Source organism: Achromobacter sp. ISS7 (assembly GCF_056523125.1).
Genome location: NZ_JAWRZD010000001.1, coordinates 6083970 through 6105339, shown reverse-complemented (window position 1 = coordinate 6105339; position 21370 = coordinate 6083970). Strand labels below are relative to the sequence as shown.

20 protein-coding genes are annotated in these 21370 nt (G+C 69.3%); 13 read left to right on the top strand and 7 right to left on the bottom strand.

The window, feature by feature from the left end; all coding sequences use genetic code 11:
• Positions 1 to 111 precede the first annotated feature (111 nt).
• From AC1HFW_RS27730 to AC1HFW_RS27715, 4 genes are all read left to right on the top strand, one after another.
• The gene (locus AC1HFW_RS27730; RefSeq protein ID WP_479285932.1) at positions 112 to 1236 is read left to right on the top strand and encodes a D-alanyl-lipoteichoic acid biosynthesis protein DltD; all 1125 of its coding nucleotides are present in this window, start codon (positions 112 to 114) and stop codon (positions 1234 to 1236) included.
• A gap of 41 nt (positions 1237 to 1277) precedes the next feature.
• Positions 1278 to 1403 (top strand): hypothetical protein, encoded by a 126-nt coding sequence (locus AC1HFW_RS27725; protein ID WP_006390843.1) that lies wholly within the window; start codon positions 1278 to 1280, stop codon positions 1401 to 1403.
• Between the two features lie 128 nt (positions 1404 to 1531).
• Positions 1532 to 3007, top strand: a complete 1476-nt coding sequence (locus AC1HFW_RS27720) for an inorganic phosphate transporter (RefSeq protein ID WP_006390844.1) — start codon at positions 1532 to 1534, stop codon at positions 3005 to 3007.
• A gap of 100 nt (positions 3008 to 3107) precedes the next feature.
• Positions 3108 to 3758, top strand: a complete 651-nt coding sequence (locus tag AC1HFW_RS27715) for a DsbA family protein (protein ID WP_479285929.1) — start codon at positions 3108 to 3110, stop codon at positions 3756 to 3758.
• On the opposite strand, the gene AC1HFW_RS27710 is transcribed toward AC1HFW_RS27715, so the two are convergent.
• Genes AC1HFW_RS27710 through AC1HFW_RS27700 form a run of 3 tightly spaced genes read right to left on the bottom strand, consistent with a single transcriptional unit; the run spans position 3759 to position 5649 of the window.
• Positions 3759 to 4373 (bottom strand): glutathione S-transferase family protein, encoded by a 615-nt coding sequence (locus AC1HFW_RS27710; protein WP_061073623.1) that lies wholly within the window; start codon positions 4371 to 4373, stop codon positions 3759 to 3761.
• Between the two features lie 11 nt (positions 4374 to 4384).
• On the bottom strand, positions 4385 to 4699 hold the full coding sequence (locus tag AC1HFW_RS27705; protein ID WP_006390848.1) for a chaperone modulator CbpM: 315 nt from the start codon (positions 4697 to 4699) through the stop codon (positions 4385 to 4387).
• 2 nt (positions 4700 to 4701) lie between these two features.
• Positions 4702 to 5649: a DnaJ C-terminal domain-containing protein gene (locus AC1HFW_RS27700; protein WP_116520298.1), complete on the bottom strand. Its 948-nt coding sequence runs from the start codon at positions 5647 to 5649 to the stop codon at positions 4702 to 4704.
• Between the two features lie 189 nt (positions 5650 to 5838).
• Between AC1HFW_RS27700 and AC1HFW_RS27695 the strand changes: the two genes are divergently transcribed.
• The 8 genes from AC1HFW_RS27695 (at position 5839) to fabI (ending at position 13382) form a co-directional block, all read left to right on the top strand.
• On the top strand, positions 5839 to 6324 hold the full coding sequence (locus AC1HFW_RS27695) for a GNAT family N-acetyltransferase (protein WP_006390850.1): 486 nt from the start codon (positions 5839 to 5841) through the stop codon (positions 6322 to 6324).
• Positions 6325 to 6380: 56 nt separating this feature from the next.
• Positions 6381 to 6710 carry a DHCW motif cupin fold protein gene (locus AC1HFW_RS27690; RefSeq protein WP_006390851.1) on the top strand — a complete coding sequence of 110 codons (330 nt, stop codon included), beginning with the start codon at positions 6381 to 6383 and terminating at the stop codon, positions 6708 to 6710.
• A gap of 85 nt (positions 6711 to 6795) precedes the next feature.
• Positions 6796 to 7431: a glutathione transferase gene (gene yfcF, locus AC1HFW_RS27685; protein WP_006390852.1), complete on the top strand. Its 636-nt coding sequence runs from the start codon at positions 6796 to 6798 to the stop codon at positions 7429 to 7431.
• 19 nt (positions 7432 to 7450) lie between these two features.
• Entirely contained in the window at positions 7451 to 7852 is a 402-nt protein-coding gene (locus tag AC1HFW_RS27680; protein ID WP_479285927.1) for a VOC family protein, read from the top strand.
• Between the two features lie 183 nt (positions 7853 to 8035).
• Positions 8036 to 10432: a DUF3141 domain-containing protein gene (locus AC1HFW_RS27675; protein WP_479285925.1), complete on the top strand. Its 2397-nt coding sequence runs from the start codon at positions 8036 to 8038 to the stop codon at positions 10430 to 10432.
• A complete protein-coding gene (locus tag AC1HFW_RS27670) occupies positions 10429 to 11373 on the top strand; it encodes a phosphate acetyltransferase (RefSeq protein ID WP_006390855.1) in 945 nt (314 codons plus the stop codon). The genes AC1HFW_RS27675 and AC1HFW_RS27670 overlap by 4 nt, the downstream gene beginning before the upstream one ends.
• 54 nt (positions 11374 to 11427) lie before the next feature.
• Positions 11428 to 12612: an acetate/propionate family kinase gene (locus AC1HFW_RS27665; protein ID WP_116520301.1), complete on the top strand. Its 1185-nt coding sequence runs from the start codon at positions 11428 to 11430 to the stop codon at positions 12610 to 12612.
• Entirely contained in the window at positions 12609 to 13382 is a 774-nt protein-coding gene (gene fabI, locus AC1HFW_RS27660; RefSeq protein ID WP_061073617.1) for an enoyl-ACP reductase FabI, read from the top strand. Before AC1HFW_RS27665 ends, fabI begins: the two co-directional genes overlap by 4 nt.
• A gap of 77 nt (positions 13383 to 13459) precedes the next feature.
• On the opposite strand, the gene AC1HFW_RS27655 is transcribed toward fabI, so the two are convergent.
• On the bottom strand, positions 13460 to 15151 hold the full coding sequence (locus tag AC1HFW_RS27655; protein WP_081105162.1) for a SulP family inorganic anion transporter: 1692 nt from the start codon (positions 15149 to 15151) through the stop codon (positions 13460 to 13462).
• A 303-nt stretch (positions 15152 to 15454) separates the two neighbouring features.
• Here AC1HFW_RS27655 and AC1HFW_RS27650 point away from each other — a divergent pair, with 303 nt between their 5' ends.
• A complete protein-coding gene (locus AC1HFW_RS27650) occupies positions 15455 to 16435 on the top strand; it encodes a Bug family tripartite tricarboxylate transporter substrate binding protein (RefSeq protein ID WP_116520303.1) in 981 nt (326 codons plus the stop codon).
• Positions 16436 to 16922: 487 nt separating this feature from the next.
• On the opposite strand, the gene AC1HFW_RS27645 is transcribed toward AC1HFW_RS27650, so the two are convergent.
• From AC1HFW_RS27645 to tkt, 3 genes are all read right to left on the bottom strand, one after another.
• Positions 16923 to 18116 carry a phosphoglycerate kinase gene (locus AC1HFW_RS27645; protein WP_006390860.1) on the bottom strand — a complete coding sequence of 398 codons (1194 nt, stop codon included), beginning with the start codon at positions 18114 to 18116 and terminating at the stop codon, positions 16923 to 16925.
• A 97-nt stretch (positions 18117 to 18213) separates the two neighbouring features.
• Positions 18214 to 19224 carry a type I glyceraldehyde-3-phosphate dehydrogenase gene (gene gap, locus AC1HFW_RS27640; RefSeq protein WP_006390861.1) on the bottom strand — a complete coding sequence of 337 codons (1011 nt, stop codon included), beginning with the start codon at positions 19222 to 19224 and terminating at the stop codon, positions 18214 to 18216.
• Positions 19225 to 19239: 15 nt separating this feature from the next.
• A complete protein-coding gene (gene tkt / locus AC1HFW_RS27635) occupies positions 19240 to 21276 on the bottom strand; it encodes a transketolase (RefSeq protein ID WP_479285920.1) in 2037 nt (678 codons plus the stop codon).
• Between the last annotated feature and the right edge of the window lie 94 nt (positions 21277 to 21370).

The following is a 21370-nucleotide window of genomic DNA, read 5'->3' as shown; positions in this document are numbered from 1 at the left end:
CCGCGGGCACCCGCGGGTTTGCGCCCTTGTCTCGGTCATGGGGGCTGGATAACATCCGCTCACAATCTTCTCTTTCACCCCGATCCGCGCGCCGCGCCTTCCTGGTTCCTCATGTTCACACGCATCCTTGGGCAGCATGCGCTGGCGGCGGCGCTGGCCTTGTCCGTCGCGCTGGCCGCGGGCTGGGGCGCCTGGCACTGGCTGGCCCTGCGCACCGGCCCCTGCGCCGAAGCGGCGACGGGCGTCTATATCCACAACCTCGGCAACACCCTGGAAGACCAGACCCGCAACCTGTCGCGGCTGAGCCAGGCGCTGCGCACCGGCGACCGGCTGGTGGTGCTGGGCTCGTCCGAGCTGACCAGCACCGACCTGCGCTTCGTGCCCTACCGCTTCCTGGCCGACGAGCTGCGCATGCCGGTCATGGCCTATGGCCATTCGGGCTTCCAGTCGCTGGGCATGCAGCTGGTGCTGGCGGCGCTGGCGGACGACCTGTCGTCCGCCTCGCGCGTCGTCATCATGGTGTCGCCGGGCTGGTTCGACGGCGACGGCGGGCTCGGCCCGGATGAATTCCGCGAACACGCCAATCCCCTGCTGCCGCGCCTGCTGCGCCAGCCCGAGGGCCGCGAACAGGTGGCGCGCTGGCTGCGCGACAAGGGCGACGCCCGGGTGGCGTGGTCGATGGCGGCCGAGCAGGCCTACGTCTTTCGCCAGCGGTTGATCGGGCTGTGGACGCCGGCGCACGCCGCCCCCGCGCCCGAGCAGGAAGCCGCCGGCCCCACGGCGGCAGCCCGGGTGGTGGACTGGGACGCCCTGGCGCGCGAGGCGCAGGACGCCGAGCAGGCGCAGATGACGCGCAACCGCTACGCCGTGCGCGACGAGTTCTTCGACAAGTACCTGCAGGCGGTGCCGGCCGGCGGCAAGACCGCCTTCCAGCCCCAGCCGCTGACGGGCAGGGACGAGCTGCGCGAACTGGAAGCGCTGATGCGGCTGCTGCGCAACCACGGCGTCAACGCGCTGTTCGTGATGCAGCCGCTGCACCCGATGGTCTTCAGGGACCTGGACCGCTTCACGCCCGTGCAGCGCCAGGTCGACGCGCTATGCGCGCGCTACGCCATGACCTGCATGGACATGTACGACGCGCCCTACGAGATCGGCACCCTGCGCGACGTGCAGCACCTGGGCGAACTGGGCTGGCTGCGGGTGAACCAGCGCATCGCCGAGGTCTTCCGCCCATGAATGCCCCGCAACCCACCCCTTCCCGTCCCGGACGCCGCGCGATGAAGAAAACCCTGTGGCTGTGCCTGCTCTACCTGGGCCTGCTGGCGGTCATGATGATCCAGGCCGACACCTCGGCCAACCTGGGCAAGCCGCTGGAAATCGAGTTCCAGTACCAGAAGTTCTAGCGCGGCCGGCGCGGGGCGGCGCAGGGCCGGTTGCCGGACGCGGCGAACGGCAAAAGTTGTCTGACGCAACCAGGGACAGGTCACAAATCTGTAATAATCTGGCCTCCGCCGGAACCTCCCCCGCCTCCATGTCCACCCTCTTTCACGGCCTCGACCTCTGGGTTGGCCTCAGCCTTGCATTGGCCCTGACGTTCGTCCTGGCCTTCGAATTCATCAATGGCTTCCACGACACGGCGAACGCCGTCGCGACGGTCATCTACACCAAGGCCATGCCGCCCCACCTGGCGGTGGTGCTCTCCGGCATCTTCAACTTCCTCGGCGTGCTGCTGGGCGGCGTCGGCGTGGCCTACGCCATCGTCCACCTGCTGCCGGTGGAGCTGCTGATCAACGTCGATACCGGACGCGGGCTGGCCATGGTGTTCGCCATGCTGGCCGCGGCCATCGCCTGGAACCTGGGCACCTGGTATTTCGGCATCCCGGCCTCCAGCTCGCACACGCTGATCGGCTCGATCCTGGGCGTGGGCCTGGCCAACGCGCTGATCACCGACCTGCCGCTGGCCGAGGGCGTGAACTGGGGCAAGGCGATCGACATCGGCGCCTCGCTGGTGGTGTCGCCGGTGGCCGGCTTCCTGGTGGCCGGCGGCCTGCTGCTGGCGCTCAAGCGCTGGCTGCCGCTGTCGAAGATGCACAAGACGCCCGAGCAGCGCCGCGCCATCGACAACAAGAAGCACCCGCCGTTCTGGAACCGCCTGGTGCTGGTGCTGTCGGCCATGGGCGTGAGCTTCGTGCACGGCTCGAACGACGGCCAGAAAGGCATCGGCCTGATCATGCTGGTGCTGATCGGCATCGTGCCGGCCAACTTCGTGCTGGACACCAACAGCACCACCTACCAGATCGAGCGCACGCGCGACGCCGCCACCCACCTGAGCGCGTTCTACCAGCGCAACGAAGCCATGCTGGGCGACTTCCTGGCGCTCAAGCGCGCCGGCTCGGCCTCGGACCTGCCGCGCACCTTCCGCTGCGATCCCGAACTGACCCTGGCCACCATCGACGCGCTGCAGGCCGACCTGCACGGCGTCAGCAACTACGCCGACCTGTCGGCGGCCAAGCGCATCGACGTGCGCCGCTACCTGCTGTGCCTGGACGACACCGCCAAGAAGGTGGCGCGCATCGAGGGCCTGCCGGCGCGCGAGCGCACCGACCTGCAGCGCCTGCGCGCCGACCTGACCGCCACCACCGAATACGCGCCCTTCTGGGTGATCGTGGCGGTGGCGCTGGCGCTGGGCGCCGGCACCATGGTCGGCTGGCGCCGCGTGGTGCTGACGGTGGGCGAAAAGATCGGCAAGCAGGGCATGACCTACGCGCAGGGCATGTCGGCGCAGCTGACCGCGGTCGGCGCCATCGGCCTGGCCAACGTCTTCAGCCTGCCGGTGTCCACCACCCACGTGCTGTCGTCCGGCGTGGCCGGCACCATGATCGCCAACAAGAGCGGCCTGCAGGGCGGCACGGTGCGCAACATCCTGCTGGCCTGGATCCTGACCCTGCCCGCCTCGATGCTGCTGGCGGCCGGCCTGTTCTGGATCGGCGTGCAGATCGCGGGCTGACGCCCCGCCCCGGCCGCGCGGATCATCTGCACGGCCGGCGCAACACTGTGGCTACCGCGCCGGGCTATTTCCGGCGCGCACGCGCCTCTACCATGGCGCCATGGCTACCTCTTCCCTTCCCACCCTGCATTACATTTACGACCCGCTGTGCGGCTGGTGCTACGGCGCCGCGCCGCTGGTGCAGGCCGCCCGCGGCATCGACGGCCTGGCCATCGCGCTGCACGGCGGCGGCATGATGACCGGCGGCAACCGCCAGCCGGTCACCGACGCGCTGCGCCGCTATGTCATGCCGCACGATGAACGCATCGCCGGCCTGACCGGCCAGGTGTTCGGCCCGGACTACTTCGACGGCCTGCTGCGCGACAGCGGCGCGGTGTTCGACTCGGCCCCGCCCACCACCGCGATCCTGGCCGCCCAGGCCCTGGACGGACGCGGCCTGGACATGCTGCAGCGCCTGCAACGCGCGCACTACGTGCAGGGCCGCCGCCTTGCCGACCCCGCCGAACTGCGCCGCCTGGCCGAGGACATCGGCCTGGACGGCGCGGCCTTCCAGGCCGCCTATGACGCCACGACCGGCGACGCCACCGACCGCCACATCGCGCAAAGCCGCGCGCTGCTGGAGCGCCTGCGCGGCTCAGGCTTCCCGACGCTGGCGCTGGAACGCGACGGCGCCTTCAGCGTGCTCGAACCGGGCCGCTACCTGGGCCGCCCGTCGCAATGGCAGGCGGACCTGCGCGAACGCCTCAGGTAATCAGGACTCGCCGATGTCGCCGTCGCGCTGCAGCGCGCGGTGCATCGCCGGACGCGCCGCCAGCCGTTCGGCATAGCCCGAGAACACCGGGTTCTCGGGAATCAGCTTGGCCTGCATCATGAACTGCAAGGTCCCGCCCAGCACGATGTCGACCGCGCTGAAATGCTCGCCCAGGAAATACGGGCGCGATTGCAGCACGCGGGTCACGACCTGCTCGACCTCGTCGGCCGAACCCCAGCCCATCGTGCCGCGCTGGTGCGGCGTCTTGAAGGCGCGCTCGGTCATGGCCGGCTCGAACACGCCGGTGGAATACGACAGCCAGGTCAGGTAGGGGCCGCGCTGCGGATCGCCCACGACGGGCCCCAGGCCGGCCTCGGGATAAAGGTCGGTCAGGTACAGCGCGATGGCCGGGGTCTCGAACACCGGCACGCCGTCGTGCACCAGCGCCGGCACCTTGCCGTGCGGGTGGATGTCGATATAGTCGGGAGCGATATGGCCGGATCCGTCGCGGCGGCGGATCGACACCATCTCGGTGTCGTAGGGCACGCCCAGCTCTTCCAGCAACCAGAGAATCCGGAACGAACGCGAGCGCGGCGCGTGATAGAGGGTCAGCATGGTCTGTCTCCTTATTCGTCGGCGCCCAGTGCGCGCAGTTGCGCCTTCAGGCGGCGCACCTCCTGGCTCAGGTCCAGGATCAGCGCCACGGCATCGAGGCCGGCGCCGAAATCGCGTTCCAGGCGGCGCGCGTCCAGCGCGCGTTGCAGGTCCAGGCTGTAGAAGCGCCATTCCGCCGGGCGCGGGCCGCTGGCGTCGACGATGCCGACCTCGACCAGTTGTACCACCCAGTCGACCTCGGCGCCGCAGGCGCGGGCCAGGTCGTCGGCACTGAGCGGTTGCGATTTGCCCACCACGGTGGCGCTGCTGATGACGACTTTCTTCATGATCAGACCCCCAGGTGGCGCCGCGGATTGAACGGCAGGTCTTGCTGCATCTTGCGGTAGGCCTCCTTGGCCGCGTCGCTGTCGGCCGGCGGCAGCGCCAGCTCCAGCACCAGGTACAGATCGCCGGGCGGGTCGCCCGGAATGCCGCGGCCGCGCAGCCGCAGCTTGCGGCCGTTGCCGGAACCGGCCGGCACCGAGACCTCGACCGTGCCGCCCGGCGTGGGGGCGTTGACCTGGGCGCCCAGCGCCGCTTCCCAGGGCGCCACCGGCAGCGTCATGTACAGGTCGCGGCCCTCGGCGCGGTAGCGCGCGTGGGGCTTGAAGCGCACCTCCAGGTACAGGTCGCCGTTCTCGCCGCCGCCATAGCCCGGCATGCCCTGCCCGGCCAGGCGGATGAACTGGCCTTCTCGCACGCCCGGCGGAATGCGCACGCTGAGCGTGCGCGTCTGCACCTGCGGGCGGCCCTGGTCGTCGACGGTCATCGAGCGCAGGCTGATGTCGCGGGTGGCGCCTTGCAGCGCGTCCTCGAGGTCGACCTCGATGGCCGCGTGGTGGTCGTCGCCGCGGGCGCGGAATTCCTGTTCGCGCCCCGCGCCCTGCGCGCGGCGGCCGCGGCCGCCGAACAGCGACGAGAAGAACTCGCTGAATTGCGCCTCCTCGCCGGAGGCGGCGCCGCGATGGAACTCGAACCCTTCGTCCCAGCCGGGCGGCGGCTGGAATCCGCCCCCGGGCGAGACGCCGGCGGCGAGGTTGTCGTAGGCCTCGCGCTTTTCCTTGTCGCGCAGCACGTCGTAGGCTTCGTTGACGTCGCGCATGCGGGCCTCGGCGTCGCTTTCCTTGCTGACGTCGGGGTGGTACTTGCGGGCGAGTTTGCGGTAGGAGCGCCGGATGTCGTCTTCGGAGGCGCCGCGCTCCACCCCAAGAATGCTGTAGTAGTCCTTGAACTCCATTTTCCAGCCCATGGTGAGGGTTGCAGCCAAAGGCGGCGGCTCGCGCCGGATTCGGCCCTGAACAGAGAGAAGATAGGGGCTATGGCGCGATTTTTCAATGCGCTTCGACCCGTCGCGCGGCTTCGCGCATAATTGACGGTCGCGCCACCCGCCGCCACAGGCGGGGCCGCCCATGAACAGGAACCGATCGTGCTGGAAATCATCGACGTCGACTTCAACAATCCGGAACACGGCCAGCAGGTGCTGGCCATGCTCAACGAATACGCCAGCGGCCCCATGGGCGGCAGCACGCCCCTGCCCGAGTACGCGCAGCGCAACCTGATCGCGGAACTGGCCAAGCGGCCGACGGCGCGCGCCCTGCTGGCGCGGGTCGATGGCGCCGCGGCCGGCGTGGCCATCTACCTCGAGGGCTTCTCGACCTTCGCCTGCCGCCCGCTGGTGAACCTGCACGATCTGGCCGTGTCGCCGCGCTTCCAGGGCCAGGGCGTGGGCAAGCAGCTGCTGGCCGCGCTGGAAGACCGCGCGCGCCAGCTCGACTGCTGCAAGATCACGCTGGAAGTGCTGGAAGGCAACGACGTCGCCCAGGGCCTGTACCGCAAGCTGGGCTACGAAGGCTACTCGCTGGACGAGGACACCGGCCGCGCCATGTTCTGGCAGAAGAAGCTGGCCGCCTGAGCCCCCCGCTTTTTTCGCGGCGCGCGGGGCGCGCCGCCCCCAAGGGAAACACCACCATGAAGATGAGCAACATCCCCTTCGGCACCACCGACTGGTCCGAGGTCGAACCCACCGAGCATCCCGGCGACACCGGCAAGGCCTACTGGCGCACCCGCCAGTTCGGCGATCTGCGCGTGCGCATGGTCGAATACACGCCCGGCTACCTGGCCGACCACTGGTGCAGCAAGGGCCACATCCTGTTCTGCCTGGAAGGCGAGCTGCACACCGAGCTGGAAGACGGCCGCACCTTCGTGCTGACCCCCGGCATGAGCTACCAGGTGGCCGACCAGGCCGAGCCGCACCGCTCGTCCACCGCCGTCGGCGCCAAGCTCTTCATCGTCGACTGACGCATCGGCGCGACACGCGAAATTTCAATTGCGTTACGCTTTGCGTCATAGACCCCATTTATCCACCGCCTGACCGGAGATGCACTTGGGCGCCCCGTTTACGTTGTTCGTCGATTCCCAATTCCTCAGCCCCTACGCCATGTCGGCCTATGTGGCGCTGACCGAGAAACAACTGCCGTTCGAGGTCCGCATGATCGACCTCGACGCGGGCGAACAGCGCATGCAGCCGTACCAATGCCGCGCCCTGACCGCGCGCGTGCCGGCCCTGACCCATGGTGACTTCAACCTGACCGAGTCCACCGCGATCGCGGAGTACCTGGAAGACCTGCACCCGGCGCCGGCCTGTACCGCGCTCTATCCGGCCCAGCCGCGCGAGCGCGCCCGCGCCCGCCAGTTGCAGGCCTGGCTGCGCAGCGACCTGGGCGCCCTGCGCCAGGAACGCCCGACCGAAACGGTCTTCTACGACCGCGCCGGCGAGCCGCTGTCGGACGCGGGCCATTCGGCCGCGGCCAAGCTGATCCACGTGGCCGGCGCACTGATCGGCGCGGGCCAGTCGACCCTGTTCGACGAATGGTGCCTGGCCGACCTGGACCTGGCGGTGGCGTTGCGCCGCCTGTGGCTGGACGGCCTGCCCGATCCGCTGCGCGACTATGCCGAGACCCAGTGGCAGCGTCCCTCGGTCCGCAAATGGCTGGAGCACAACGCGGCGGCCCGCGCCTGAGCCCTGCCCCGGAGCCGCCATGCAATTGCTGGATCACGTCTCCATCAGCGTCGCCGGGCTCGACAGCGCCAGGCCGTTCTACGACGCCGTCATGGCGGCCCTGGGCGCGGCCAAGGTCTACGACCACGCCGACGCCCTGGGGTATGGCGAACGCTGCCGCCCCGGCGATGCCGGCCATACCTACCTGAGCATCCAGGCCGATCCCGCGGCCTCGCCGACGCCGCCGGCGCGCCGCCACTGGTGCTTCAAGGCCGCCAGCCGCGGCGCCGTCGACGCCTTCCATGCCGCCGGCCTGGCCCACGGCGGACAGGACGCCGGCGCCCCGGGCCTGCGGCCGCACTACCATCCGCATTACTACGCCGCCTTTCTATCGGACCCGTCCGGCAATCGCATCGAAGCCGTGTGCCACGACGCCGCATGAGGCCGGCGCGGGCGCGGCAATCAAGCAGGGACGGATAGTCCCGGGCGTTTGACTTGCATCAACCGTCCCCATGTTGCGATGCAACATCCATTCAGGTGTAATGGGGGGGTCAAGTCAGCTGGTTCCACTTGAGGAACCGGTCCGGTAGCACCCGCTGCCGGTTGCTACCTATAGGAGATCGCCATGGCCGGATCCGGCAACGATCGCGTCCCCGCCCCGTCCTTCAATCCCTGGACGGCCGCCTATGAATATGCCGTGGACGCCTGGCAGCGCGGCGTCCTGTTCGCCGACGTAATGCGCCAGCGCGGCAACCAGTACCACGACCACATGGCCAAGCGGGCGCCCAACGTGCTCAGCATGGAGTACGAACTGGTGCTGGACGGCCGCGAGCTGCCGCGCCCGGTCAACTACGGCCTGCTGCGCATCAAGCCGCCCGAAGGCGTGACGGTCGACCCGATCAAGCGCCCCTTCCTGGTGGTCGATCCGCGCGCCGGCCACGGCCCCGGCATCGGCGGCTTCAAGCCCGAGAGCGAGATCGGCGTGGCGGTGCGCGCCGGCCATCCCTGCTATTTCGCCACCTTCCTGCCGCAGCCGGTGCCAACCCAGACCGTCGAAGACGTGATGATGGCCGAGGCCCACTTCCTGGAAGAGATCATCGCGCGCCATCCCGACGCCGAGGGCAAGCCGGTGGTGGTGGCCAATTGCCAGGCCGGCTGGCAGATCATGATGACCGCCGCCGTGCGCCCCGAGCTGTTCGGCCCCATCATCATCGCCGGCGCGCCGCTGTCCTACTGGGCCGGCTGGCGCGGCATGAATCCGATGCGCTACGCCGGCGGCCTGCTTGGCGGCAGCTGGCTCACCGCCCTGACCAGCGACCTGGGCGACGGCAAGTTCGATGGCGCCTGGCTGGTGCAGAACTTCGAGAACCTCAACCCCGCCAACACGCTCTGGTCCAAGCAGTACAACCTGTATTCCAAGGTCGACACCGAGGCCGGACGCTACCTGAGCTTCGAGAAATGGTGGGGCGGCCACGTCTTCCTGAACGGGCCGGAAATCCAGTACATCGTCGACAACCTGTTCGTCGGCAACCGCCTTTCCACCGCCGGGCTGGTCACGTCCGACGGCATCCGCATCGACCTGCGCAACATCCGCTCGCCGATCGTGGTGTTCTGCTCCAAGGGCGACAACATCACCCCGCCGCCGCAGGCGCTGGGCTGGATCCCCGACCTGTACCAGGACGACGCCGAGGTGCTGGCGCACGACCAGACCATCGTCTACGCGGTGCATGAAAGCATCGGCCACCTGGGCATCTTCGTGTCCGGCAGCGTGGCGCGCAAGGAACACCAGGAATTCACCTCCAACATCGACATGATCGATGTGCTGCCGCCGGGCATCTACCAGGCCGAGATCGCCGACAAGACGCCCGACACGCCCAACGCCGACCTGGCCTACGGCAACTACGTGCTGTCGTTCGAGCAGCGCCGCATGGACGACGTGCGCGCCATCGTCGAGCGCAAGGAAGACGACGACCTGCGCTTTGCCGCAGTGGCCCGCATTTCCGACATCAACCTGGGCATGTACCGCAGCTTCGTGCAGCCCTGGGTGCGCGCCCTGGTGACGCCGCAGTCGGCCGAATGGAGCCAGCGCCTGCATCCGCTGCGCCTGCCCTATGAGCTGGTGTCCGACCGCAACCCGCTGATCGCGCCCATCGCCCAAGTGGCCGAGCAGGTGCGCGAGCAGCGCCAGCCGGTGTCCGCCGACAACCCGTTCCTGCAGGCGCAGGAAATGTTCTCGAAGCTGATCGAGACCAGCCTGAACATCTTCCAGGAACTGCGCGACTCGGCCGACGAGCGCACCTTCATGGGCGTCTACGGCTCGCCGCTGGTGCAGGACCTGGCCGGCCTGGGCGGCAAGGACAGCCAACCGCGGCGCCACCCCGGCGTGTCGCCGGAACACCGCCGCTTCATGGAAGAACGCGCCGCCGAACTGCGTTCGCTGCTGCAGGAAGGCGGACTGCGCGTGGCGGCCATCCGCATGCTGCTGTACGTGGCCGGCGCCGAGGGCGGCCTGGACGAGCGCAGCTTTGCGCTGATCCGCAAGATGCGCGCCGAGGCCGGCAACGCCATGACGCTGCAGGAATTCAAGGACATCACCCGCGACCAGGCCATGATGATGCGGCTGGACTCGGCCGCCGTGCTGCAGACCATGCCCAAGCTGCTGGAAGGCTCGTCGCCGGCCGCCATCCGCGAGGCGCTGGAGACCATGAAGCATGTGCTGGAAGCGGCCGAGCCGCTGAGCCCGGCCGCGCGCGCCAGCCTGGCCGAGATGGAACAGTTCTTCGAGGCCGCCGCGCGCCGCGCGCAGAAGGACGAACCGGCGCCGACCGCGCGCAAGGCGGTGCGCGCCGCCGCCGCGAAACTGGAACCGTCGGCCCCGGCGCAACCCGCCGGCCGCAAGCCGGCCGCGGCAAAACGCGGCGCCGCGCCATCGGCCGAAGCCGCGGCGCCCGCCGCCCGCAAGAAAGCAGCCGCGCCCGTGCGCGTCCGCAAACCCGCCACCGCCAAGGCCAAACCGGAATGAGCCTGCCCACCTCCACGCACTACGACAAACTCATCGCGCGCGCCCAGACCCTGGCGCCCGCGGCCTGCGCCATCGCCCACCCCTGCGACGAGCCGTCGCTGTCGGCCGCGCTGGAAGCGCGTGACCTCGGGCTGCTGCGTCCCATCCTGGTGGGGCCGGAACTCAAGATCCGCGACACCGCCGCGCAGTACAAGCTGAACCTGGGCGACGCCCGCATCGTCGACGCGCCGCACAGCCATGCCGCGGCCGAGACCGCCGTGGCCCTGGTGCGCGGCGGCGAGGCCTCGCTGCTGATGAAGGGCAGCCTGCACACCGACGAGCTGATGCATGAAGTGGTGGCGCGCGCCACCGGCCTGCGCAGCGGCCGGCGCATCAGCCATGTCTTCATCATGGAAGTGCCGACCTACGCCGAGCCGCTATTCATCACCGACGCGGCCATCAACATCTTCCCCGACCTGGAAACCAAGGCCGACATCATCCGCAACGTGATCGACCTGCACCATGGCCTGGGCCTGGGCGAGCCGCGCGTGGCGATCCTGTCGGCGGTGGAGCAGGTCACGCCCAGCATCCCCAGCACCATCGAGGCCGCCGCGCTGTGCAAGATGGCCGACCGCGGCCAGATCGCAGGCGGCGTGCTCGACGGCCCGCTGGCGCTGGACAACGCCATCAGCCCCGACGCCGCCCGCATCAAGGGCATCCGCTCGCTGGTGGCGGGCGTGGCGCAAGTGCTGGTGGTGCCCGACCTGGAGGCCGGCAACATGCTGGCCAAGAACCTGACGTTCCTGGCCAATGCCGAGGCCGCCGGCATCGTGCTGGGCGCGCGCGTGCCGATCATCCTGACCAGCCGCGCCGACAGCCCGCGCTCGCGCCTGGCGTCGTGCGCGGTGGCGGCGATCTATGCGCACCACCTGGCCACGCAGCAGGCGCGTCCGCTGGCCTGAAGCGGCGGGGCCGCGGCCCCGCCTTGTCCGTTGCATCAAGAGGCGATCGACTCCATGTCCGACACCATTCTCGTCATCAACGCCGGCAGTTCCAGCATCAAGTTCTACCTGTACGACATCGACGACAAGCAGGCCCTGGCGCCGCGCCTGGGCGGCCAGCTCGAAGGCATCGGCACCAGCCATCCGCGCCTGCGGGTGCGCGACGCCGCCGGCCAGACGCTGGTGGAGCGCGACATCGCGCCCAGCCACGCGCCCGACGTGCCCAACGGCCAGGAAGTGGTCGGCACCTGGCTCAGCGGCCACCTGGGCGGCGCGCCGCTGGCCGTGGGCCACCGCGTGGTGCATGGCGGCCCCGACCTGTCCGAACCGGTGCTGATCGACGACGCCATCCTGGCCAAGCTCGACACCTTCACGCCGCTGGCGCCGCTGCACCAGCCCAACAACCTGGCGCCGATCCGCGTGATCCGCGAGCGCCGTCCGTGGATTCCGCAGGTGGCGTGCTTCGACACCGCCTTCCATCGCAGCCATTCGGACGTGGCCGACCGCTACGCCCTGCCCGAGCATCTGTACCAACAAGGCGTGCGGCGCTATGGCTTCCACGGCCTGTCGTACGAGTACATCGCGCAGCGGCTGCGCCAGGCGCTGCCCGAGATCGCGATGGGCAAGATCATCGCCGCGCACCTGGGGTCGGGCGTGTCGGCCTGCGCCATGCACCAGGGCAAGAGCGTCGACAGCACCATGGGCTTCACCGCGCTCGAGGGCCTGCCGATGGGCACGCGGCCGGGCCGCCTGGATGCCGGCGTGGTGCTGTGGATGATGGAACAGGGCATGTCGCACGACGACATCGAGCACGTGCTGTACCACGACTGCGGCATGAAGGGCCTGTCCGGCATCAGCAACGACATGCGCGAACTGCTGGCCAGCGACGCGCCGTCGGCCAAGCTGGCGCTCAAGTACTTCGCCTGGCGCGTGGCCGAGGGCATGATCGGCCTGGGCTGCGCCATGAACGGCATCGACGGCATCGTCTTCACGGCCGGCGTCGGCGAGAACTCGGCCGAGATCCGCCAGGCCATCAGCGAGCATTGGGGCTGGCTCGGCATCAAGCTCGACCCCGAGCGCAACGCGCATCACGGGCCGCGCATTTCCAGCGACGACAGCCGCATCGGCGTGTACGTGGTGCGCACCAATGAAGAGCTGATCATCGCCCAGCACACCCTGGCCCTGGTGAAGCAACGATGAACGCCGCCCTGCCTCTTGCCGGCAAGCGCGGCCTGGTCACCGGCATCGCCAACGCCGATTCCATCGCCTGGGGTTGCGCCAAGGCGTTCCGCGCCATGGGCGCGGAACTGGCGGTGACCTACCTGAACGACAAGGCGCGCCCGCACGTCGAGCCGCTGGCGCGCCAGGTGGACGCATCGCTGCTGATGCCGCTGGACCTGCTGCGCGAGGGCGAGCTGGAAGCCGTGTTCGAACGCATCACCGCCGAATGGGGCGGCCTGGACTTCGTGCTGCACTCCATCGCCTTCGCCCCGCGCGACGACCTGCATGGCCGCGTCACCGACTGCTCGCGCGCAGGCTTCCTGACGGCGATGGACGTGTCGTGCTGGTCGTTCATCCGCATGGCCAAGCTGGCCGAACCGCTCATGCCCGGCGGCGGCGCGCTGTTCTGCATGAGCTACTACGGCTCGCAGATGGTGGTCGAGCACTACAACATGATGGGCCCGGTGAAGGCCGCGCTGGAATCGGCCACCCGCTACCTGGCGGCCGAACTCGGCCCGCAGGGCATCCGCGTGCACGCCATTTCACCCGGTCCGCTCAAGACCCGCGCGGCCTCGGGCATCGCCGAATTCGACGCGCTGCTCGACCGCGCCCAGGCCAAGGCGCCGGCGCGCAGCCTGGTGTCGATCGATGACGTCGGCGAAGCCACCGCCTGGCTCGCCACCGACGCCGCCCGCCGCATGACCGGGCAGACGCTGTACATCGACGGCGGTTATCACATCATCGACTGAGGGCCGCACGCGGCCCGGTCGCTTGCCCGGATCGGCATGACCTGACGACGCGGCGACGGCGCCGCCCGCCAGGATGCTCAGGACAGCGTGGCCGGCGCCGGCCCCTGGCGCCAGCGCTCGATGGCCTCGACCGCCTGCTCGGGGCTGGGGAAGATCTTGTCGCGGCCGATGCGCTCGGCCAGGCCCGAGCGCTCCAGCGCCATGCGGAACTGGCCGTGTCCTCCCGCCACCAGCAGCACCATGCCGCGGTCGCGCAGCTCGCGCCGCAACTCGTACAAGGCTTCGATGGCGTCGGCGTCGGCCTGCGTCATGGCCTCGGCGTCCAGCACGAACCAGGTGACGTCGCCGGCCTGCTCGATGATCTCGCGGGCGCGGCGCCGGAATGCATCGGCGTTGAAGAACCACACCGACGACTCGAACAGCCAGATCACCGTGCCCGGCACCGGCTGCGCCTGCGGGTTCAAGTGCATCTTGCCCAGCACCGATTCGCCCGGCAGCCGGCCCAGCAGCGCGTCGCGCGGATTGCCGGACACGTACATGGCGTACAGCAGCGTGGCGCCGACCGACACCGCCACGCCCTGCAGCACGCCGAAGCCCACCACGCCGACCGCGGCGAGGATGCCGAAGGCCAGCTCGATGCGCGAAATCCGCGCCAGCCGCATGAAGGCCTGGCCGTCGAACAGGCTGGCGGCCGCCAGCAGCAGGATCGCCGACAGCACCGCCTGCGGCAGCCAATACAGCGGCGCGCTCAGCAGGCCCACCACCACCGCCAGCGCCACCGCCGCGCTGACGCCGACCAGTGGCGACGAGCCGCCCGCCGCCAGTCCCACCGCAGTGCGCGAATCGGCCCCGGTCACCACGAACCCCTGGAACAGCCCCGCCGCCACGTTGGCCGCGCCGAAGCCGACCAGCTCGCGGTTCGGATCCACGTGCTCCCCGGTGCGCGCGGCAAAGCTGCGCGCCGTCACGATGCCACTGGAAAAACTCACCACCAGCACGCCGGCCGCGCCCAGCAGGATGTTGTCCACGCCTTCGAGCCGCACCGGCAGGCGCAGCGCCGGCAGGCCCGCGGGCACCTCGCCCACCACCGCGATGCCGAGATTGGGAAAATCGAACAGCCACGACAGCAGGCAGGCGCCCACCACCAGCATGATCGGCCCCGGCCAGGTCGGCCGCCAGCGCTTGATCGCCACCAGCAGCAGGCACGACGCCAGCCCCAGGCACAGCGTCGGAATGCGGATCTCCGATACCCGCCGCGACAGTTCCAGGAACGGATGCACCAGCCCGCTGTTGCGCAGCCCCACGCCGGTCAGGCCGCTCAGTTGCGACAACGCCAGCGTCACCGCCACGCCCGCCATGTAGCCGATCAGCACCGGCCGCGACAGCAGGTTGGCCAGCACGCCCAGCCGCAGCAGCCGCGCGATCAGGCAGCCCACCCCGACCGTCAGCGCGATACCGGTGGCGGCCACCAGGCGGTCCTCGGGCGTGGTCAGCGCCATGCCCGTCAGCGTCGCCGCGATCAGCGTGCAGGTGGCCGTGTCCGGCCCCACGATCAGCGTGCGCGAGGAGCCGAACAGCGCGTAGCCCAGCATGCCGGCGATCGCCGCCCACAGCCCCGCCACCGGCGGCACTCCCATCATCGCCGCATAGGCCAGCCCCACCGGCAGCGCCACCGCGGCCACGCTCAACCCCGCGGCGATATCGCGGCCGGCGGACTCCCGGGTGATCCCCCGGAAATTGTTCAGGCCAGGAAGAAATCGTAGATTCATGGAGCGGCGAAGCGGAGGAAACGGGGGGAGGAAACCGCGGGGCGCGGACGAGCGCCAAGCCTACACCAGTCTGCGTCCCCAAAACCGATGGCAAATCAAGCCGCCCCGCCAGGGCGTCTGGACGAGACCGATCATTCCCAAAAGGAATGGAATTCCTTAAATATTTATCCCTTTTTATCAAGTGGCGGATTGCGTAGAGTCCTGGACACAACAAACGCGGCCCCAAGCCGCCCCCGGCGCCGCCCACGCGGCCCTCGGACAACACAGCGCGGCCGCTTGCCGGACCGCGCACCAGGAGACTCCATGCCCCACGCATTCCTGCGCCGCGCCGCGAGCGCGCTCGCCCTGGCCGCGCTCGCCGTCGCCCCCACCCTGTCGCAGGCCCAGGCCTACCCCGACCGCCCCATCAAGCTGGTGGTGCCGTGGCCCCCTGGCGGCGCCACCGACGCCCTGGGCCGCATGCTCGCGCAACGCCTGACCGAACGCCTGGGCCAGACCGTCATCGTCGACAACAAGGCCGGCGCCGGCGGCAACATCGGCACCGCCGCCTTCGTGCGCGAGAAACCCGACGGCTACACCCTGCTGGTCGCCACCAGCTCGACCAACGCCGCCAACCCGCACCTGTATGCGCGCCTGGGCTTCGACCCGGTCAAGGACTTCACGCCCGTCGCCTTCGTCGCCGAGATCCCCAACATCCTCGAAGTGCCCAAGCAGTCGCCCTACCAGTCCGTGCAGCAACTGGTAGACGCCGCCAAGGCCGCGCCCGGCAAGCTCAACTACGGCTCGGGCGGCGTCGGCTCGTCCCAGCACCTGGCGGGCGCCATGTTCAAGGCCCGCACCGGTGTCGACATCCTGCACATCCCCTACAAAGGCAGCGGCCCCGCGGTCTCCGACCTGCTTGCGGGCCAGGTCGACATGATGATCGACACCGGCTCGCTGGCCCAGGTCCAGGCCGGCGCCCTGCGCGCCCTCGCCGTCGCCTCGCGCCAGCGCCTGCCCGCCCTGCCGAACGTGCCCACCTTCGCCGAGGCCGGCGTCAGCGACATGCATGCCTCCGCCTGGTACGGCATCGTCGCCCCGGCCGGCACGCCCGACGACATCGTGGCGCGCCTGAACCGCGACATCAACGCCATCACCGCCGACCCCGCCATGCGCCAGCGCATGGAATCCATGGGCGCCATCGTCCCCGCGGGCCAGACGCCCGCCGCCTTCGGCGATTTCATGCGCGCCGAGATCGACCGCTACGCCGGCATCGTCAAGCTGTCGGGCGCGAAGATGGAGTAGGCCGGCGCCTGCGCCACGCCAGACACTCCGCCCTCCGTAGCGCAATCGCAGCATTGATCCGCCAGCACTCAAGAAAAGTATCGCCACCCGCGCGTAGCGCTCACTTCCCAATGCAGCACACCATGTATGCCCGGATCGGCCGCCCGCGCGGCCGATCCGGGCGGGCCCCCCATTCTTCTCCAGAAGCCCTGGATCCCGCAGCGCCACGCACCGAGACGCTCGCAGCCCTGGGCGCGGGCGGGCTTGGGGGCGAGCAACCTCGATGCGCCCGAGGGAATCCGTAGGCAGCCGCCGCAGGCGGCAACGAGGATGACGAAGGGGCAGTCCGGAGCGAACGCTCCGGACCGCAATCGTGGGCGCTCGCCCCCAAGCCCGCCCGCGTCCAGGGCGACCTACGAACACCCCAGTCGCCCCGGACAAACGAAGCCCCCCAAAAAGAAAAAACCGCTCCCAAGGGAGCGGCTTTTCATCGAGCCAGGCCAGCGACTTACTTGGCCCGCTCTTCCAGCACGGCCACCGCCGGCAGCGTCTTGCCTTCCAGGAACTCCAGGAACGCGCCGCCGCCGGTCGAGATGTAGCCGACCTGCTCGCCGATGCCGTACTTGGCGATCGCCGCCAGCGTGTCGCCGCCGCCCGCGATCGAGAAACCCTCGGAATCCGCGATCGCCTGCGCCACCACCTTGGTGCCATTGGCGAACTGGTCGAACTCGAACACGCCCACCGGGCCGTTCCAGACGATGGTGCCGGCCTGCTTCAGGATCTCGGCCAGCTGCTGCGCGGTCTGCGGGCCGATGTCCAGGATCATGTCGTCGGCGGCGACCTCATCGGCCGCCTTCACGGTGGCCTCGGCGTCCGCGCCGAACGCCTTGGCGCACACCACGTCCACCGGGATCGGCACATCCGCGCCGCGCTGCTTCATCAGTTCGATCACGGCGCGCGCCTGGTCCACCTGGTCCGGCTCGGCCAGCGACTTGCCGATCGACAGTCCGGCCGCCAGCATGAAGGTGTTGGCGATGCCGCCACCGACCACCAGCTGGTCGACCTTGTCGGCCAGCGATTGCAGGATCGACAGCTTGGTCGACACCTTGGAACCGCCGACGATCGCCACCAGCGGGCGCTTGGGCTCATGCAGCGCGCGGCCCAGCGCGTCCAGCTCGGCTTCCAGCAGCGGGCCGGCGCAGGCCACCGGCGCGAAGCGCGCGATGCCGTGCGTGGTGGCCTCGGCGCGGTGCGCCGTGCCGAAGGCGTCGTTGACGTAGACGTCGCACAGCGCCGCCATCTTGCGCGACAGCGCCTCGTCGTCCTTCTTCTCGCCGACGTTGACGCGGCAGTTTTCCAGCAGCACCACCAGGCCCGGCTCGACCTTGACGCCGTCGACCCAGTTCTGCACCAGCGGCACCGGCATGCCCAGCAGTTCGGACAGGCGCTGGCCGACCTTGGCCAGCGAATCGGCCTCGGTCAGTTCGCCCTCTTTCGGACGGCCCAGGTGCGAGGTGACCATCACCGCGGCGCCGGCGTCCAGCGCCAGGCGGATGCCGGGCACCGAGGCGCGGATGCGGGTGTCTTCGGAAATGCGGCCGGCGTCATCGAACGGCACGTTCAGATCGGCGCGGATGAACACGCGCTTGCCGGACAGGGCGCCGGCCTTGGCCAGCGCGGACAGGGTATTGACCTTGGACATATGCTTTGCTTTCCCTAGAGTTGGCGAACAAAGGGGACGAACCCGCTTTCCGCCGTGGCGGAAAACCTGTTCGTCCCCTTCGGTTCGACAGCGATGCTTACTTGGCCGACATCAGCGCGACGGTGGTGTCGAGCATGCGGTTCGAGAAGCCCCACTCGTTGTCGTACCAGGACGAAACCTTGACCAGGCGGCCCGAGACCTTGGTCAGCGACGCGTCGACGGTGCTGGAGGCCGGGTTGTGGTTGTAGTCCACCGAGACCAGGGGTTCGGTGTTGTAGTCCAGGATGCCCTTGAGCTCGCCTTCCGAGGCGGCCTTCAGGATGCTGTTCACTTCCTCGACGGTCGTGTCGCGCTTGGCCACGAAGGACAGGTCGACGATCGACACGTTGATGGTCGGGACGCGGATGGCGTAGCCGTCCAGCTTGCCGTTCAGTTCCGGCAGCACCAGGCCGACCGCGGCGGCGGCGCCGGTCTTGGTCGGGATCATGCTCATGGTGGCCGAACGGGCGCGGCGCAGGTCTTCGTGGTAGACGTCGGTCAGGACCTGGTCGTTGGTGTAGGCGTGGACGGTCGTCATCAGGCCGTTTTCCAGGCCCAGCTTGTCGTTCAGCGGCTTGACCAGCGGGGCCAGGCAGTTGGTGGTGCACGACGCGTTCGAGATGACGGTGTCGGTCGACTTCAGCACGCCGTGGTTGACGCCGTAGACGACGGTGGCGTCAACGTCCTTGCCGCCGGGGGCCGAGATGATGACCTTCTTGGCGCCGCCCTTGATGTGCGCGCCGGCCTTTTCCTTGGTCGTGAAGAAGCCCGTGCATTCCAGCACCACGTCGACCTTCAGCTCGCCCCACGGCAGTTCGGCCGGGTTGCGGTTGGCCAGCACGCGGATCTTGTCGCCGTTGACGACCATGAACTCGCCGTCGACTTCGACGGTGCCCGGGAACTTGCCGTGGGCGGTGTCGTAGCGGGTCAGGTGGGCGTTGGTCTTGGGATCGCCCAGGTCGTTGATGGCGACGATTTCGATATCGTGCTTCTTGCCACCTTCATAGTGGGCACGCAGGATGTTGCGGCCGATGCGACCGTAACCGTTGATGGCGACGCGAATGGTCATGACTAGGCTCCTTTTTTACAGAACTTGCTTGACGGTCTCGGCCACCTTGTCGGCGGTCAGCCCGAAGAACTTGAACAGCGCGCCCGCGGGGGCCGATTCGCCGTAGCGGTCGATGCCGACCACGGCGCCTTCCAGGCCCACGTACTTGTGCCAGAAGGCGGTCACGCCGGCCTCGACGGCCACGCGCGGCAGACCCTTGGGCAGCACCGATTGCTTCCAGGCGGCGTCCTGCTTGTCGAACACGTCGGTGCTCGGCATGGACACCACGCGCACCGCGATGCCGTCCTTGGCCAGCTGGGCTTGCGCGTCCAGGGCGATGGCGACTTCGGAACCGGTGGCGATGATCACGGCGCGGGCGCCGTCGGCGTCGCGCAGCACGTAGCCGCCGCGGGCGATGGCGTCCACGGTGGCGGCGTCGCGCGGCACGAACGGCAGGTTCTGGCGCGACAGCAGCAGGGCCGTCGGGCCGCCGTCATGCACGTCCATGCCGATGCTGGCCGGACGCGTCACGGCGACGTTCCAGGCCACGGCGGTTTCGGCCGTGTCGCAGGGGCGCCAGAGCGACAGATTGGGGATCAGGCGCAGGCTGGAGGCGTGCTCGATCGACTGGTGGGTCGGGCCGTCTTCGCCCAGGCCGATGGAGTCGTGCGTGAACACGTGCACCACGCGCTGCTTCATCAGCGCGGCCATGCGGATGGCGTTGCGCGAGTAGTCGGAGAACGTCAGGAAGGTGCCGCCGAACGGCAGGTAGCCGCCGTGCAGCGCCACGCCGTTCATGATGGCGGCCATGCCGAATTCGCGCACGCCGTAGTTGATGTGGCGGCCGAACTGGATGCCCTTGTCGCCGGCGCGGACGGCGGCGACGCCCTTCCAGTCGGTGAAGTTGGATCCGGTCAGGTCGGCCGAGCCGCCCAGCATTTCCGGCAGCGCGGCGGCCAGCGCCGTGATCGCGAACTGCGAGGCCTTGCGGGTGGCGACGGTCTCGGCCTTTTCCAGCGTGGCGTTCAGGAACGCCTGGAACTGTTCGGCGTAGCCGGCGGGCAGCTCGCCCTTCATGCGGCGGGTGAACTCGGCGGCCTCGGCCGGGAATTCGGCGGCATAGGCGTTGAACGCCGACTGCCATTCGGCCTGCGCGGCGGCGCCGGTCTTGCGGCCGTCCCAGCCGTCGTAGATGTCCTGCGGGATCTGGAACGGCTCGGCCGACCAGCCCAGCGCGGCGCGGGTGGCGGCGATCTCGTCCTTGCCCAGCGGGGCGCCGTGCACGTTGTGAGTGCCGGCCATGTTGGGCGAACCCTTGCCGATGACGGTGCGGCAGACGATCAGCGTCGGCTTTTCCGATTGCGCGCGGGCGGCCTTGATGGCGGCGTCCACGGCGGCGGCGTCGTGGCCGTCGATGCCGCGGATGACGTTCCAGCCGTAGCCTTCGAAGCGCTTGGCGGTATCGTCGGCGAACCAGTGCTCGACGTGGCCGTCGATCGAGATGCCGTTGTCGTCATACAGCACCACCAGCTTGGACAGCTTGAGCGTGCCGGCCAGCGAGCACACCTCGTGCGAGATGCCTTCCATCAGGCAGCCGTCGCCGGTGAAGGCGTAGGTGTGGTGGTCGACGATGGTGTGGCCGGGCTTGTTGAACTCGGCGGCCAGCAGCGCTTCGGCCAGCGCCATGCCGACGGCGTTGCCCAGGCCCTGGCCCAGCGGGCCGGTGGTGGTTTCCACGCCCGGGGTGATGCCCACTTCGGGGTGGCCCGGCGTCTTCGAATACAGCTGGCGGAAATTCTTCAGTTCTTCGATCGGCAGGTCGTAGCCGGTCAGGTGCAGCAGCGCGTAGATCAGCATCGAGCCGTGGCCGTTGGACAGCACGAAGCGGTCGCGGTTGGCCCAGGCGGGATCCTTGGGGTTGTGGCGCAGGTTGCCGATCCAGAGGGCCTGGGCGATTTCCGCCATGCCCATGGGAGCACCCGGGTGCCCGGAGTTCGCTTGTTGCACGGCATCCATCGCGAGGGCGCGGATGGCATCCGCCAAGGCAAGTTTAGGGGCGGTCGGATTGCTCATTCGGAAGGCTCTTTGAGGCTGGCGCGCCCACGCAGGAAATGGGGGCCAGTTGAGTAGGTTGCGAAGCAGACGATTTTAACACCTGGGGATGACC

Coding starts and splice junctions, on each gene's coding strand:
- AC1HFW_RS27670 (WP_006390855.1), top strand. CDS start 10,429: ATGAGCCTGCCCACCTCCACGCACTACGACAAACTCATCGCGCGCGCC.
- AC1HFW_RS27675 (WP_479285925.1), top strand. CDS start 8,036: ATGGCCGGATCCGGCAACGATCGCGTCCCCGCCCCGTCCTTCAATCCC.
- gap (WP_006390861.1), bottom strand. CDS start 19,224: ATGACCATTCGCGTCGCCATCAACGGTTACGGTCGCATCGGCCGCAAC.
- AC1HFW_RS27650 (WP_116520303.1), top strand. CDS start 15,455: ATGCCCCACGCATTCCTGCGCCGCGCCGCGAGCGCGCTCGCCCTGGCC.
- AC1HFW_RS27715 (WP_479285929.1), top strand. CDS start 3,108: ATGGCTACCTCTTCCCTTCCCACCCTGCATTACATTTACGACCCGCTG.
- AC1HFW_RS27690 (WP_006390851.1), top strand. CDS start 6,381: ATGAAGATGAGCAACATCCCCTTCGGCACCACCGACTGGTCCGAGGTC.
- AC1HFW_RS27730 (WP_479285932.1), top strand. CDS start 112: ATGTTCACACGCATCCTTGGGCAGCATGCGCTGGCGGCGGCGCTGGCC.
- AC1HFW_RS27710 (WP_061073623.1), bottom strand. CDS start 4,373: ATGCTGACCCTCTATCACGCGCCGCGCTCGCGTTCGTTCCGGATTCTC.
- AC1HFW_RS27645 (WP_006390860.1), bottom strand. CDS start 18,116: ATGTCCAAGGTCAATACCCTGTCCGCGCTGGCCAAGGCCGGCGCCCTG.
- AC1HFW_RS27655 (WP_081105162.1), bottom strand. CDS start 15,151: ATGAATCTACGATTTCTTCCTGGCCTGAACAATTTCCGGGGGATCACC.
- AC1HFW_RS27725 (WP_006390843.1), top strand. CDS start 1,278: ATGAAGAAAACCCTGTGGCTGTGCCTGCTCTACCTGGGCCTGCTGGCG.
- AC1HFW_RS27705 (WP_006390848.1), bottom strand. CDS start 4,699: ATGAAGAAAGTCGTCATCAGCAGCGCCACCGTGGTGGGCAAATCGCAA.
- AC1HFW_RS27720 (WP_006390844.1), top strand. CDS start 1,532: ATGTCCACCCTCTTTCACGGCCTCGACCTCTGGGTTGGCCTCAGCCTT.
- AC1HFW_RS27680 (WP_479285927.1), top strand. CDS start 7,451: ATGCAATTGCTGGATCACGTCTCCATCAGCGTCGCCGGGCTCGACAGC.
- AC1HFW_RS27665 (WP_116520301.1), top strand. CDS start 11,428: ATGTCCGACACCATTCTCGTCATCAACGCCGGCAGTTCCAGCATCAAG.
- fabI (WP_061073617.1), top strand. CDS start 12,609: ATGAACGCCGCCCTGCCTCTTGCCGGCAAGCGCGGCCTGGTCACCGGC.
- AC1HFW_RS27700 (WP_116520298.1), bottom strand. CDS start 5,649: ATGGAGTTCAAGGACTACTACAGCATTCTTGGGGTGGAGCGCGGCGCC.
- tkt (WP_479285920.1), bottom strand. CDS start 21,276: ATGAGCAATCCGACCGCCCCTAAACTTGCCTTGGCGGATGCCATCCGC.